General features: G+C 36.7%; 13 protein-coding genes and 1 pseudogene. 7 read left to right on the top strand and 7 right to left on the bottom strand.

The window, feature by feature from the left end; all coding sequences use genetic code 11:
- The first annotated feature begins 131 nt into the window (after positions 1–131).
- The 3 genes from purE to NL42_RS09330 all read left to right on the top strand — a co-directional run bounded on the left by purE (position 132) and on the right by NL42_RS09330 (position 3,770).
- On the top strand, positions 132–647 hold the full coding sequence (gene purE, locus NL42_RS09340; protein WP_002115451.1) for a 5-(carboxyamino)imidazole ribonucleotide mutase: 516 nt from the start codon (positions 132–134) through the stop codon (positions 645–647).
- A 9-nt stretch (positions 648–656) separates the two neighbouring features.
- The gene (locus NL42_RS09335; protein ID WP_461312550.1) at positions 657–1,778 is read left to right on the top strand and encodes a 5-(carboxyamino)imidazole ribonucleotide synthase; all 1,122 of its coding nucleotides are present in this window, start codon (positions 657–659) and stop codon (positions 1,776–1,778) included.
- Positions 1,779–2,477: 699 nt separating this feature from the next.
- Positions 2,478–3,770, top strand: a complete 1,293-nt coding sequence (locus NL42_RS09330; RefSeq protein WP_461312549.1) for a lytic murein transglycosylase — start codon at positions 2,478–2,480, stop codon at positions 3,768–3,770.
- Positions 3,771–3,832: 62 nt separating this feature from the next.
- On the opposite strand, the gene NL42_RS09325 is transcribed toward NL42_RS09330, so the two are convergent.
- The 6 genes and pseudogenes from NL42_RS09325 to NL42_RS09300 form a co-directional block, all read right to left on the bottom strand.
- Entirely contained in the window at positions 3,833–4,207 is a 375-nt protein-coding gene (locus NL42_RS09325; protein WP_003656007.1) for a hypothetical protein, read from the bottom strand.
- A 101-nt stretch (positions 4,208–4,308) separates the two neighbouring features.
- Positions 4,309–5,288 (bottom strand): annotated as a pseudogene (locus tag NL42_RS09320) (M57 family metalloprotease).
- A gap of 111 nt (positions 5,289–5,399) precedes the next feature.
- Entirely contained in the window at positions 5,400–6,317 is a 918-nt protein-coding gene (locus NL42_RS09315; RefSeq protein WP_461312548.1) for a matrixin family metalloprotease, read from the bottom strand.
- A 329-nt stretch (positions 6,318–6,646) separates the two neighbouring features.
- Positions 6,647–8,587, bottom strand: coding sequence for a molecular chaperone DnaK (gene dnaK, locus NL42_RS09310; protein WP_461312547.1), 1,941 nt, complete (start codon positions 8,585–8,587; stop codon positions 6,647–6,649).
- Positions 8,588–8,705: 118 nt separating this feature from the next.
- Complete coding sequence (gene grpE, locus NL42_RS09305; RefSeq protein WP_461312546.1) at positions 8,706–9,260, bottom strand: nucleotide exchange factor GrpE; 555 nt, start codon at positions 9,258–9,260, stop codon at positions 8,706–8,708.
- A gap of 162 nt (positions 9,261–9,422) precedes the next feature.
- Entirely contained in the window at positions 9,423–10,316 is an 894-nt protein-coding gene (locus tag NL42_RS09300) for a LysR family transcriptional regulator (protein WP_461312545.1), read from the bottom strand.
- Positions 10,317–10,423: 107 nt separating this feature from the next.
- On the opposite strand from NL42_RS09300, the gene NL42_RS09295 reads away from it, so the two are divergent.
- Both NL42_RS09295 and NL42_RS09290 read left to right on the top strand, forming a co-directional pair.
- On the top strand, positions 10,424–11,290 hold the full coding sequence (locus tag NL42_RS09295) for an MBL fold metallo-hydrolase (protein WP_252611042.1): 867 nt from the start codon (positions 10,424–10,426) through the stop codon (positions 11,288–11,290).
- A gap of 392 nt (positions 11,291–11,682) precedes the next feature.
- A complete protein-coding gene (locus NL42_RS09290; RefSeq protein WP_000733015.1) occupies positions 11,683–11,913 on the top strand; it encodes a hypothetical protein in 231 nt (76 codons plus the stop codon).
- A gap of 166 nt (positions 11,914–12,079) precedes the next feature.
- On the opposite strand, the gene NL42_RS09285 is transcribed toward NL42_RS09290, so the two are convergent.
- Positions 12,080–12,448, bottom strand: coding sequence for a hypothetical protein (locus NL42_RS09285; RefSeq protein WP_461312544.1), 369 nt, complete (start codon positions 12,446–12,448; stop codon positions 12,080–12,082).
- Between the two features lie 211 nt (positions 12,449–12,659).
- Between NL42_RS09285 and NL42_RS09280 the strand changes: the two genes are divergently transcribed.
- Both NL42_RS09280 and NL42_RS09275 read left to right on the top strand, forming a co-directional pair.
- Positions 12,660–13,730, top strand: a complete 1,071-nt coding sequence (locus NL42_RS09280) for an alpha/beta hydrolase (protein WP_461312543.1) — start codon at positions 12,660–12,662, stop codon at positions 13,728–13,730.
- Between the two features lie 157 nt (positions 13,731–13,887).
- Positions 13,888–14,439: a peptidylprolyl isomerase gene (locus NL42_RS09275; RefSeq protein WP_461312542.1), complete on the top strand. Its 552-nt coding sequence runs from the start codon at positions 13,888–13,890 to the stop codon at positions 14,437–14,439.
- Positions 14,440–14,713: the final 274 nt, after the last annotated feature.

Raw genomic sequence — 14,713 nt, 5'->3', positions numbered from 1 at the left:
ATTCGCAGAGCTGGTCAGTTAAATTTTCGTGAGATGAAAAATCAGTCTATAATAATGGGCTTCCGAACCATTTAAAACTTGGCTCTCGTCGAGATTTATCTTCTTTTACTTTTGTCTCTGGAACATTAGCAATGAATGCGGCCGCAGCACAAGACGCTCAACCTCTCGTTGGAATTATTATGGGTTCTCAATCTGATTGGGCAACTCTCGAAAACACAGCCAATATGCTTAAACAGCTTGGTGTCCCATTTGAAGCGGAAGTGGTATCTGCTCATCGTACTCCAGACCGTTTATTTGAATACGCAGAAACTGCGCGTGATCGCGGTATTCAAGTGATTATTGCTGGTGCAGGTGGTGCAGCGCATTTACCTGGAATGTGTGCCGCAAAAACTGATTTACCAGTTTTGGGTGTGCCAGTTAAATCATCAATTTTAAATGGCGTAGATTCTTTGCTTTCAATCGTACAAATGCCAGCTGGTATCGCCGTTGGTACTTTGGCAATTGGTCCAGCTGGCGCGACGAATGCGGCAATCATGGCGGCACAAATCTTAGGTTTAACTCGTCCTGAAATCGCAAAAAATGTTGCTGATTTCCGTGCTGCGCAAACTGATAAAGTTGCAAGCAAAAATATTCCGGGTCAGGTGTAAGAGGCTGAGATGGATAAAACTATCGGTATTTTTGGTGGTGGGCAACTGGGCCGAATGATGGCTCAAGCAGCGTTACCATTAAATATTCAGTGTACTTTTTTTGAAGCAAATACAGATTGTCCAGCAGGCGTTTTGGGCCAAGTCTTTTCTAGTCAAGATCAGCAAGGTTTAAAGCAGTTTATTGAAAGTGCTGATGTTTTCAGTCTTGAGTTTGAAAATACGCCCGTTGAAGATGTTGATGTTTTGACACAAACCAAAGCATTGCACCCTCCCCGTGTTGCTTTAGCGACTGCGCAAAATCGTTTGTCAGAAAAAGCATTGTTTGATGAGCTTACTATTCCTGTTGCGCCGTATCGTGCTGTAGATAGTCTAGAAAGCTTGAAAAAGGCTGTTGCTGAGCTTGGTTTACCGATTGTGCTTAAGACTGCAACTGGTGGATATGACGGTAAAGGTCAGTTTGTACTTCGTTCAGAAGACCAGATTGATACTGCTTGGGCTGAACTTGGGCCTGCAAAAAGTCTAGTTGCCGAAAGCTTTGTTAAATTCTCTCGTGAAGTTTCAATTATTGCGGTGCGCGGTCAAAATGGTGAAGTAAAAACTTGGCCACTGGCTGAAAATCACCACCATAATGGCATTTTATCGCATTCAATTGTTCCGGCACCGAATAGCGAAGCTTTGCAACCTGTTGCTCAAGACTACATTACTCGTTTGTTGAATCACCTCAACTATGTAGGTGTGTTAACTCTAGAGCTATTTGTAACAGAACAAGGTTTATGTGCAAATGAGATGGCACCGCGAGTGCATAACTCAGGTCACTGGTCAATTGAAGGCGCTGTCTGTTCACAGTTTGAAAACCATATTCGAGCTGTTGCAGGTCTACCATTAGGTTCAACAGACGTTGTTCGCCCAACAGTTATGATCAATATTATTGGTCAGCATCCTAAAACTGAAGATGTACTTGCCTTAAATGGTGCTCATCTACATCTTTATAACAAGTCTGAACGTGCTGGTCGTAAGTTAGGCCATATCACTTTAATGCCTGTGGATAGTAATGAATTGACGAATTTATGCCGTCAATTAGCAGAAATTTTGCCAGAACCACTCGCTTTAACAGCAGATATGACCCTCTAAAGCATTTCTAATTCTCTAAAAAGCGATCTTCGGATCGCTTTTTTATCTTTTAAATTTAAAAAATAATAAATCATGAGTATTTTGCGGTTGTGGATAACTTTTTATGGGAATTTTTGAATTTAAGTATTGATGGTGTTTTTAAATTTAAAAAGCAAAACCTGATTGTTTTGAATTTAAAGTTAGTTATCCACAAGAGAGTTTGATTTGTAGCTGATGACAGAGCTCATGGTTTTTGAATTCAAAACTAATGGTGTTTATTGAAGTGTTTTAAATTTAAAATAATGCGGTAAGTTTGAATTTAAATTATTGCGTGATTTTTGAATTTAAAAATATAGATTGTTTGGTGATTGGATTTTTCGTGTCATCAAGAATAATGAAATATAGAATGGAATCAATAAATAGTGCTGTTTTTGCTCGATTGTGGATAAGTTTATCCACAGAAACGCCTGCGTTATAGTTTAAATTTAAAGTAAGACTTTTGAATTTAAACTATGCGCTATTGTTTTGAATTCAAAACTGGTGATGCGAATGAGGGGACGTTTTAAATTCAAAATAAAGTGAGAAATTTGAATTTAAAACACTGGAAATGAATTTAAAGAAGAGATTATGAATTCAAATTTACGTTTTCTCTCTGAAATTTTAGACTCATAATGGTATGGTACTTAAAAATTTAAATTCAAAAATTGAAACTGGGATAATATGCGACGTTTTTCTTGTATTGTTGGCTCTGTATTTTTAGCAATGACTCAGGCTCAAGCAGAGCTCGTAATTAATGGTTCTACAATATCTAGCAATGCTACTGTTCCAGTAGTAACTAGCGAGGATTATACGCCTAATAATAATTTCCAAAGTTGTTTGGCAAATTTACGTTCTCAAGCAATTGCTGCGGGAGTCTCTGGTACAACTTATGACCGTTATACTCAAAACTTAACTCCAGATTATTCAGTTATTGATAAATTAAACTATCAACCAGAATTTTCGACACCAATTTGGGATTATCTTTCTGGTTTAGTCGATGAAGAGCGTGTTGAGCTTGGAAAACAAAAACTGGCGCAATATCGCGATGTTTTAAATCGAGCTTCTCAAATCTACGGCGTGCCACCAGAAACAATTGTGGCAGTGTGGGGCGTAGAAAGTAATTTTGGTGATATTTCTGGAAAATATCCTTTATTACAAGCGCTCGGAACTTTAAGTTGTGAAGGTCGTCGACAAAGTTATTTCCGTACTGAATTTTTTGCCACCATGCGTATTTTACAGCGCGGTGACTTAACCGAAGATCAACTGAAAGGTTCTTGGGCTGGGGCGTTTGGACATACGCAATTTATGCCATCGACCTATGAACGTTTAGCTGTTGATTTTGATGGAGATGGTCGTCGCGATTTGGTATCAAGTACTGCAGATGCATTAGCATCAACGGCTAATTTCTTAAATAAAGCTGGTTGGCAAACAGGAATGCCGTGGGGTTTTGAAGTAAAAGTTCCTCAAGGCATGTCAATTGATGGAGAAGGGCGTCGCTCAAAGAAAGCATTAAGTAGCTGGAGTGTACGAGGGGTAACTCGAATTGACGGTTCTCCACTTGTTCAAGGGCCTTTATCTGGCGGTACGTCGGCAGGTTTAATGGCACCGGCAGGCGTAAATGGTCCAGTATTTTTAGTATTTAAGAATTTTGATGCTATCTACAGTTATAACGCAGCGGAAAGTTATGGTCTTGCAATTGCCCATCTATCTGATCGTTTAAAAGGCGCTCGTCCTTTTGCAACATCTTGGCCAACTGATGATCAGGGAACTTCACGCGCGGAACGTCGTGAAATCCAACAGTTTTTGATTAATCGCGGCTACGATATTGGTGCGGTTGATGGTCTTATTGGGGATAAAACCCGTGTCGCTATTCGTCAGGAACAAACTCGTTTAGGTTTAAATCCAACAGGACGAGCAGGGCAACAAATCTTGCGCGCATTTCGCCAAGAACAAGCCCAAAAAATGATGCAATAAACTGAAAAGAATAAAAAGGTCTGCACATGCAGACCTTTTTTATAAGTACTTATATAAGATTACTAATCTAATTTTACCGCTTCCAAAATATCAAAAATAACTGAAGTGACATCTTGGCTTAAATCTCGATCATTAAAGATTTCATACGCAGTGATCGTAACATCTGTATCACTTGGTAATTGCTTTTGTTCTTCTTCAATTAAATGTTCAATCGGTAGCAGAGTCTGTTTCACTTCAAGATGTAGAATATCTTTATATTCAATATTTTCATCTTCAAGCTCAATTTCATGCTCATTGAAAAAGGGGATTAGAATAGAATGAAGATACGGTTTGATTTCAATAATATCAAATAGTTCAATATCACGCGTTTGTTCAATTGTGCTGATATGATCATTTACTTCAATCAGGATATGGTAATAACTCATCTTGATCTCCATTCTATTTTAGTTAGCTCTTATGACCACAATAACATGACTTTGATATGAATTTCGATGTATCTATCTAGAAATAGATACATCATTTTATATCAAGTCCTTAATTATTGAGGTAAAGCACTTAATAGATCACGATCAGCATCTGTAAGACCAGTGACTTTTCTGTCACCATCTTTACGTACTGAGTACATTAATGCATTTGGTTGATCGCTATGTTTTAAACCAAGCGCATGTCCTAACTCATGAGCAATCGTTAAACGTAAATCATCAATAGACTTAAACTCATAAATCACAATTTGCTTGCCATTATAGATACCTTTTTTAAAGACATCAGCTTGAGCATTTTGCTTAAATTGGGTCAATGAATTGTTGAACTCATTGTTTATCTGGTTAAAGTGAGTAACTTTGACATTTAAATCTTTAGCTTGCTCATTATATGCAGCAATTTCTTTCTTTAAAGCAACAGTTTGTTTTTGCAAATCTTTCTGAGTTTTAGCCAAAGATTTAGCGCTGTATTCTGGTGCTAATTTGCCTTGGTTAAGCTGCATCATTTGCTCGTCAAGATTTTTCAATTTGCCATTCAAAATCTGCTTTTTATTTTCAAGGTCAGATTGTGTTTGACCAAGTGTTTGCTTCAATTGTTTAATTTGTTGCTGTTCATCAATTACACGTTGCTGTTCTTGCTGAAACTGAGCTGCAATTTTTTGACGCTGTTCAGAACGACTTTGATCATTATCGTAAACTAGACGAATTTCTAACTTTGCATTTGGATCATAAGTAAAATAATCCTGACCAGTGCCTTGTTTCCAAATATCAGCCGCTTGTTGGCTAATTTGAATCAATTGATCTTGGCTTAAACCAAAACGTGGGTCAATTTCAGCAATTTTATAAGTCAGATGCTGACCTGCGTTTTGCTGAATTTGAGTGTGAGCTGGAGTAGCAAGATTAGCATTAGCTTGAAAATTAGAAAAAGCAAAGGCAACGCCTAGTAACAAAGATGTTAAACGCATAATTGACGGGAGAGATTTTAAAAAAAACGTATTATAAGAATATAAAGTGAAAAATCAATCAAAAAATGTACAATTTAGATAAATAAATGAGACTTTAGTCTCATAATTTTTTACCAAATGCCAAATTATTTTTTAGAAAAAGTTTAATATTCTTTGTTTAGTGTAGTTTTTTTAATCATTTAGCTTTAATAATTTTCCTTAATTGAACTATAAATTGAGCCTAATAACTCTAAATCTGAATCTGTTAATTTGAAGTTATGGATATCTTGCTCTTTTAAACGGGGATACATTAATGATTTAGGATCAGTAGTATGTTTTAGTCCTAGAGCATGGCCAAACTCATGAGCAAGGGTTAAACGTAAATCATTTAAAGAGGCATAACCATAAATTTGAATTTGGTTTTGGCTGAATAAACCTTTATGAAAGGGCTGAATACTGGCTTTTTGCTCTAGCTTAAATTGTGTCATTAAAGTTGTTAAATCACTTTGCTCTTGATTTAGTTTCTTAATTTTTGTATTAAGTGATTGAATTTTATTATTTAAAATATTTGATTCGTTTTGCAGATTTTCAGACTTTTGCTGTAGCTGATTTTGCTGCTCTTTTAAATCATCAGCACGATAGTATCGATGTTCCCCTTGGTTAAAGCGTGTTACGTCTCGTTGATATTGATCAAACTCAGCTTTAAGGCAGATCTTTTTTTTGCTTAAATCTGATGATAGCTGATCAATTTCTCGTTTGTTTAAAATAATTTCTTCATTTTTAATGCGCCATACTTCCTGCTTTTGCAAAAGTACATTTAAATTTTCCTGTTGCTCACTTTTCATCAGTTGATGATTATCATAAATTAAGTTAATTGATAACTCTGCTTCAGGATCATAAATAAAATAGGTTTTTCCAGTCTCTTTGTGCCAGATTTCAGCAGCTTGTTGGCTAACTTCAATAATTTTTTCTTGAGTTAATTGAAATCGTGGATCAATAAAAGCAATTCGATACTTTAAAGGTTGATTGGATAAACCCGTTGGTAGATTACTTTGAGCAAAGATCGTCGTTTGAAAGCCTATACATAAACATAAGCTCAATCCCAACCATAGAATTTTTTTCATGGCAAAATAAAAAATATAAATAAATCTTATTGTTAGCTACTTAATCAATTCCGTCAAAATGATAAAAAATACCGGAGAGCGGGTGGGTTTTGTGATCTCGGTAGAAAAATTGAAAAAGATGTTTTTAGACTTGGCAATAATGGAATAATTACTGGAATAAGTAACAGTGTATTTTGGTTTATAAAATCTTTTTTATAATGAATGAATTAGTTTTTATGATTGACTTTTTTGACACTAGAAAATTTAAAAATATGTTTAAAAACCTATTGTTATTTTTTGTAACCAATAAAAAACCGCGCCTAAGCGCGGTTTTTTATTAAAGAAACAAATTATTTTTTGTCATCTTTAACTTCAGTAAACTCCGCATCTACAACGCCATCATCAGCTTTTTGTTGACCTGCATCGCTACCTTGGAATGCATTTGGATCAAAGCCTTCTGCACCACCAGCTTGCTGTGCTTGTTCATAAGCACGTTGAGTGATAGGCATCAAGATGTTTTGTAAAGCTTCAGTTTTAGCTTTGATATCTTCAACATCATTTTCTTTGGTTGCTAACTCAAGTTCAGAAACCGCAGTACTTACAGCTGTTTTTTCATCTTCAGTAACTTTATCACCAAGATCTTTTACAGCTTTGTTCGAGCTTGAAATCAATGCATCAGCTTCGTTACGAGCTTTTGCAAGTTCTTCAAACTTACGATCTTCTTCAGCATTCGCTTCAGCATCTTTAATCATTGCTTCGATTTCAGCATCAGACAAACCTGAGTTTGCTTTAATCTGGATCGATTGCTCTTTACCAGTGCTCTTATCTTTAGCAGATACTTTCAAGATACCATCAGCATTGATGTCGAAAGATACTTCAATTTGTGGCACACCGCGTGGAGCAGGTGGGATGTCGCCTAATTGGAAGTTACCCAACAATTTGTTTTGTTGAGCCATCTTACGTTCACCTTGGTAAACAGAAATGTCTACAGCAGGCTGGTTGTCAGCAGCAGTAGAGAACACTTGTGATTTCTTCGCAGGAATCGTCGTGTTTTTCTCAATGATTGGCGTTAATACACCACCCATTGTTTCAATACCTAAAGTTAATGGTGTTACGTCTAATAAAAGAACGTCAGTTTTGTCACCAGACAATACTGCACCTTGAATCGCAGCACCGATTGCAACTGCTTCGTCAGGGTTCACGTCTTTACGTGGCTCTTTACCAAAAAATTCTTGTACTTTTTGTTGTACAAGTGGCATACGAGACTGACCACCAACCAAAATTACGTCAGAGATGTCAGAAGTCGAAAGACCAGCATCTTTAAGCGCGATACGGCAAGGCTCAATTGTACGAGCTACTAAATCAGCAACCAAACCTTCAAGTTTTGCACGTGTTACATTGATCACTAAGTGTTTAGGACCAGTCGCATCAGCAGTAATATATGGAAGATTAATTTCAGTTGCATTTGATGAAGAAAGCTCGATTTTTGCTTTTTCAGCAGCTTCTTTCAAACGTTGTAACGCAAGTGGATCATTTTTCAAGTTCACACTTTGTTCTTTCTTAAATTCTTCAACCAAGAATTCAATTAATGCGTTATCAAAGTCTTCACCACCAAGGAAAGTATCACCATTTGTTGATAACACTTCGATTTGTTGGTCACCATCAAGGTCTGCGATTTCAATGATTGATACGTCAAAAGTACCACCACCTAAGTCGTAAACAGCAATTTTACGATCGCCTTCTTTTTTGTCCATACCGAACGCAAGTGCAGCAGCAGTTGGTTCGTTAATGATACGTTTAACGTCTAAGCCAGCGATTTTACCCGCATCTTTAGTTGCTTGACGTTGAGCATCGTTAAAGTAAGCAGGAACAGTAATAACTGCTTCAGTTACTGTTTCACCTAAATAGTCTTCTGCAGTTTTCTTCATCTTTTTCAAGATTTCAGCAGAGATCTGTTGAGGCGCTAATTTTTTGTCGTTTACTTCAACCCAAGCATCACCATTGTCAGCTTTGATGATTTTGTAAGGTACAAGACCGATGTCTTTTTGTACTGCTTGATCTTCATAACGACGACCAATTAAACGCTTAATAGCGAATAATGTATTTTTCGGGTTAGTTACTGCCTGACGCTTAGCACTTTGACCCACTAAGATCTCGCCATCTTTATAAGCGATGATCGACGGAGTTGTACGTGTGCCTTCAGCGTTTTCGATTACTTTTACTTTATCGCCTTCAAGTACAGCAACGCATGAGTTGGTAGTACCTAAGTCAATACCAATAATTTTTGCCATGTGACGTTTTCCTCAAAAATTCTTTTGCAATGTTTTTGCTTATTATCCGATATGAGAGTGAATCTATTTTTTTCAAGCGTTTTAGCGAAAAAAAATCTAAAAACTCTCAAATTTTTATTTATTGACCAACCATAACCATAGCAGGGCGCAATAAGCGACCATTTAAGGTATAGCCTTTTTGTAAAACGGTACCGATTTCATTCGCTTTAGCATCTGGGGCAATGCCCACTGCTTGATGTAAATCTGCATTGAAACCATTTTTAGTATCAGCTTCTACAACGCCAAATTTTTCAAGCGCAGTTAACAGTGACTTCAAGGTTAATTTGATACCTTCAAGTACAGGTGTTTCTTCATCACCAGCCGCTTGAATTGCGCGTTCTAGATTGTCTACAGAATCCAGTAATTCTTTTGCAAATTTTTCAAGCACAGTTTCCTTATGCTTTTCAGACTCACGTTGAATACGCTCTACACTTTTTTGTGCTTCGTAAACAGCATTCGCTGTACGTGCTTTTTCAAGTTTAAGACTTTCTTCTAATTTAGTGATTTGCGCTTGTAAAGATTCAACGGTAACGTCGTTTGCTTGCTCTAAACCTTCAGCCTGAGTTTGCTCATTAGATTGCTCTGCTTGCTCGTGTTGAATGTCTTGAGCTTGCTCGTTTTGCTCATTAGCCATTGATGATCTCCGTTTAAATGGGTTTTTAAACATGTACAGTCCTTTTGGCATCAGTATTTACTGTGTAAAACCTGAACTGCCATGCATATGCTGTAATTCAATAATAGGTATGAAGTATGGGCATTGCCTAAAAATTCAAGCGTACACGGCAATTTAAAACTTTTAATTTTGTGGTTTTAAGTAAAAATCTAAATTTTCGATCATAAAAGCAATAAATTCCTGCGTTATTTTGGGTAAATGTTGTCTCGATGCATATACCACTGACAGAATTAATTCTGGAGCTGAAAAGTTTTTAAATAGAGGAACTAGTCGTTTTTCTTTTAAATCTTTTTTAACTAATAGTGAAGGCAACATAGCTACACCTTGAGCATGTAGACACATATCATAAACAGCATTTACATCATTACTTTTAAAGGTAACGTTTAAAGGATAATTCTGCGGTTGTTGTTCTTCATCAAAAAGAGTCCAATACTGATGTTGGCTATGGTGAGCTAAACATTCATATTGAATAAGTTGTCTTGGGTGAGAGAGGGGACTATGCTCTTTTAAATAGTCTGGATGAGCACAAAATACCGATTCGATCTGACAGACTGGCCTCGCAATTAATCCATCTGCAACTTTTTGCGTTATACGTAAGGCCAAATCGACCTGTGCATCAATCAAGTCAATTGTATTTTCAGTCAGATATACGTCAAATTGAATATGAGGATGCTGCTTTTTAAATTGACGAATACATTCCCCAACACCTAATTGAAATAAAAATAGACCACAAGTGAAGCGAATGGTGCCGTTATGTTGTTCGGGTGCTGCCAGCTCTTGTAAAAGTTGTTGTTGTTGTAAAATATTTTCGCAATAGAGTAGGGCTTTTTCACCTGCTGGTGTGAGTGATATTTTTCGTGTATTTCTTTGAAATAGTCGAGTTGAGAATGTGTGTTCAAGATGCTCAAGATAACGAGAAACCATCGCACGGGAATAATTCAGGTGTTCTGCGGCTTTGGTTAAATTGCCATGCTGAGCAATAGAAACAAAGACTTGTATGGCTTTTAATGTGTCCATATGCATTATCATTATTACAATATATGCAACAGTTTATCTTAATTTAGTGCATTTACCTTACAGGAATTGCAATTTAAAGTATTTCTCATGAAATTGGAGAATACATAATGAAATTTTTTAAATTAACTGCTTCAGCCCTAGCAACTGCCACAGCTTTGACAATGGCTTCCTCTGCTTTTGCACAAGATCTAAAAATCCAAAGTTTTCTGGCTAAACCCGAACATTTTGGTGTGACCTCTACTTTAATTGAAGGCGATAAAGAAGTTCTATTGGTCAATGCGCAATTCTCAAAATCTGAAGCATTACGTATTGCTGCCGACATTATCGATAGCGGTAAAACGCTCAAAACAATTTTTGTAAGCTATGGCGATCCAGATTATTACTTTGGCTTAGACGTATTTAAACAATACTTCCCAAATGTACAAATCATCGCAACGCCGGAAACTGTTAAACATATTCAAGATACTCAAGCACTCAAAGTGAAGTATTGGGGTCCACAAATGGGTGCAAATGCGCCTAGCCAAATTATTGTGCCTCAAGCTTATACTGCTAAAACTTTAAAGCTTGAAAATGAGTCAATCGAGATTAAAGGTAAGAAAGAACTTACTTATTTATGGATTCCTTCTTCAAAAGCAGTAGTTGGCGGTATTCCTGTATCTTCTGGCATTCATTTATGGATGGCAGATACACCAAAAGTTAAAGACCGCAATGAAGTAATTCAAACTCTAGAAAGCATTAAAGCACTTCAACCTCAAACAGTTGTTCCTGCCCATATGGTTGAGGGAGCGCCACAAGGTTTGGATGCGGTTAACTTTTCGATCGACTATCTCAAGAGCTATGAGAAAGCTGCTAAAGTAAGTAAAAATGCGAGTGAACTGAGTCAGCTCATGCAAAAACAATATCCAACATTAAAGAGTGTGGATAGCCTAGAGCTAGGTGCAAAAGTTGTAAAAGGCGAGATGCAGTGGCCGTAATTTAAATCGAAATAGAATAAGTTTTTATAGAAGCCGTGGTGTATACCCGGCTTTTTTAATGGAGAAACTGAATTTTTAAGCAAAAAACCTCTGTAACATTCTACATACCTTATATAGCGTTTCTATAAAGAGAATTTTTTTGAGTAGAGCAAAAGGCTAAGATAAAAATTAAAAATTGATAAAATTAAACAAAAGCTTAAGCTGCTAGGCTTGTATAAAAGGTTGAGACCGGGGTGGGGAAGCGAATTTAATAAAAAATTGCACAACTTGTACTTCTATTACTACAAAAGACAACCAATGATACGCACGCCAGAAAAAAAAATTGTGAATTATAGGCAGCGCGAAGATGATCTTTGCATTTAAGTGTTTGTCGTAATGAAAGGAAAGCGATTATGAAAAAATTAGGTCTTATCTCTGTAGTACTTGCTGGTGTTGCTTTTACAGCTGTTGGTTGTGCATCTGAAGCTGGTTTAAATGCATCAGGTTCTGCTCAAACAAGTGCTAGCCCATCTGGCGTACAAGCTGGTGTAGGTGTTGATGCGGGCGTTTCTGGCCAAGCACAACCAGGTCAAGTTGATGCTGGTGCTTCTGGTTCTGTTTCAGGTTCTGCAACAGCTCAGTAATTCTTAGTGATAAGAATAGTTAAAAGATTATAGAGTCGTATATTTAAGATGCCGATTTATGTATGAAGTGAGCTGCTACTCATTACTCTATAATTAAGAGAGTTTAGAATTCTCAAAAAAGCCCCAAAAGACGTAGCTTATTGGGGCTTTTTATATAGTAATGAATTTAGTCATCATGACGAGAATCTCGATGATTATGATCCCGATCTTCTACTCGTTTTTTATCCCATTCGTGGCGCCTTTTATCGTCATCACGGTGTTTTTTATCTTCGTCATGGCGTCTTTTATCCCATTCATGACGATTTCGATCCTGTTCGCGAGCAACTCTTCGTTGTTGTTCATATATTCTTTGACGTTCTTCCCAACGTTTCCGTTCCCAATCGTTATATCGACGTCCATCATTGCGATCATAGCGATTAGTATCATGATCATGGTAACCATAATTACCACGGTAAGAAGGGTCATCCGTATAAGCCACACAGCCTACAGTTAAAAGACTGGTTGCTAATAAAGTAACAACTAATTTTGTTGACATAATCGTACCTCTTTTTGTCTGTTAACAATAATTGGCAAAAAAGTCCTGTTTTAAGTGACAGATTTGTTAATGACATTTGCTTTAAATCAGATTAGCGTAATTTGGGTTTTACCTTTGTATCTTGATTACGTGAGTTGTATGCGAATATAGTCAAACAACAACAGAATTCTGTAGAAAATATGAAGGATAAGAGGAATTCATGGAGATAGGCATGACAGCATTCAATCAAAAAATTCAAACATTGCTAGAAAAGGGCCAAGGGCCCGCTGCTCGAGCTCTTGATAAGTTACCTCGATTAGCTCAAGAATCACTTGCCAAAATTCTTGGATATTCTTACCAATATCCAGATCTCGACTCATTTACTAAATGTATGATGGCTGTACAAATTAAACAGGGCCATATCAGTTTCATTGGTTCAGACCCCATTGAGTCTAGAAGGCAGTTCGATACCCAAATGCTGGCTATACGCCAGAAATCAACCGATATTGATTCAGTAGAAGATATTCGGTTACCTCTCCAAAGCGGAACCGTTTTCGCAAGACACTATCATCCGGCACCTAATAAAAAATTACCTCTTCTTGTTTTCTATCACGGGGGAGGATTTGTTGTCGGTGGTTTAGATACTCATGATGAGGTTTGTCGTATATTGGCAAAATATGCAAAAGTACAAGTACTCAGTATTGATTATCCTCTAGCACCTGAGGTTTCTCCTCAGCATTTAATCCAATCTTGTGAAGATGCTTTAGCTTGGGTATATCAAAATCGTAGACAATTAAAAATATTAAAAGGTCGAATTGCGGTAGCGGGAGATAGTGCAGGTGGAAACATCAGTACAGTCGTGGCTCAAAGATCAGTAAATAAACCTTATGCTCCACAAGCTCAACTTCTTATTTACCCTGCAGTTGATTTCAAGAGCCGACATCCTTCCTTCTATGCCTATAACGAAGGGTTGGTTTTGACAGATAAAGATATCAATAATGTCACTCAATATTATGCAACCCAGCATAACGTAGAATTAGATGATCCTATTATTTCTCCGACCTATGGAAACTTGAAAAAGAACCCACCGGCTTTCGTGATTACTGCTGGGCATGACGTATTACATGATGAAGGAAAAATCTATAGCTATAAGCTACGCCAAAATGGCGTCAAAATGCATTATGAAGAATACTCAGATCAAACTCATGGATTTATAAATTTGACGCCTATTTCTAAAAAGGCTAAACGTTACACCATTGAGTTCAGTAAAAACTTTAGAAAATTCTGGGATAAAAATAGCTAAATAAAAGTTTGGTCCATGTTTCACGTGGAACGTGGACTCATACACAAATCTAAAATATAAGGCTTTAAATAAAAGATAATAAATACTCACTAGAATTCTTTTATATAGACGATTAAATTTAACCTTTATTAAGTTTTGCATTTTACTGTAGGAAGATATGAAAAAATTATTAATGTTATGTTGCTTGGGTTTAAGCAGTCATTCAGTCTGGGCTGACACTTTAGTTGAAATGCAAACAAATTTAGGCAACATAGAAATACAACTTTATGATGAGAAAGCCCCAATCAGCGTGAAGAATTTTAAAAGCTATATAAAGTCGAACTTTTATAAAGATACGATATTCCACCGCGTAATTCCTGGTTTCATGGTACAGGGTGGTGGGCTTACTACAAATATGCTGGAAAAGACCACTCGAGCACCAATCAAAAACGAAGCTGGAAATGGAATTGCTAATACGCGCGGAACCTTAGCAATGGCTCGTACCGCAAATCCTGATTCAGCTACTAGTCAGTTCTTTATTAATGTCGCAGATAATAGTTTTCTAAATCGCTCTGCTGGTAATGCGGGCTATGCAGTTTTTGGAAAAGTGATTAAAGGAATGGATGTAGTTGACCGTATTGTAAAAGTACCGACAATCACTGATGGTATGCATCAGAATGTCCCAAAACAACCTATTAAGATAATAGAAGTGAAAATCAAAAAAGAATGAAAATAAAATATCCTAATATTTATTGATATTTATCAGTGGCTTGTGATGATATTTTTACTTTTTTTTATTTTAATTGGGTGAAAAAGAATCGATCAAACACATATGTTTATAAAAGTGCTTGCGTACCATTTTTTTTCCCCTATAATGCACTCATCCCGACGCGATACATGAGAATATCTTAGCTTACAGGGTTAAGATGAAAAGTTTAGTATTGCGTTGAATTCTGTCTCTGACGAAGAGCAGAAAGATCATTAAGAAATTATGAAGAACAACT

The sequence above is a fragment of the Acinetobacter sp. GN11 genome, from assembly GCF_054823985.1.
This window is presented reverse-complemented; position numbering and strand designations above follow the sequence as displayed.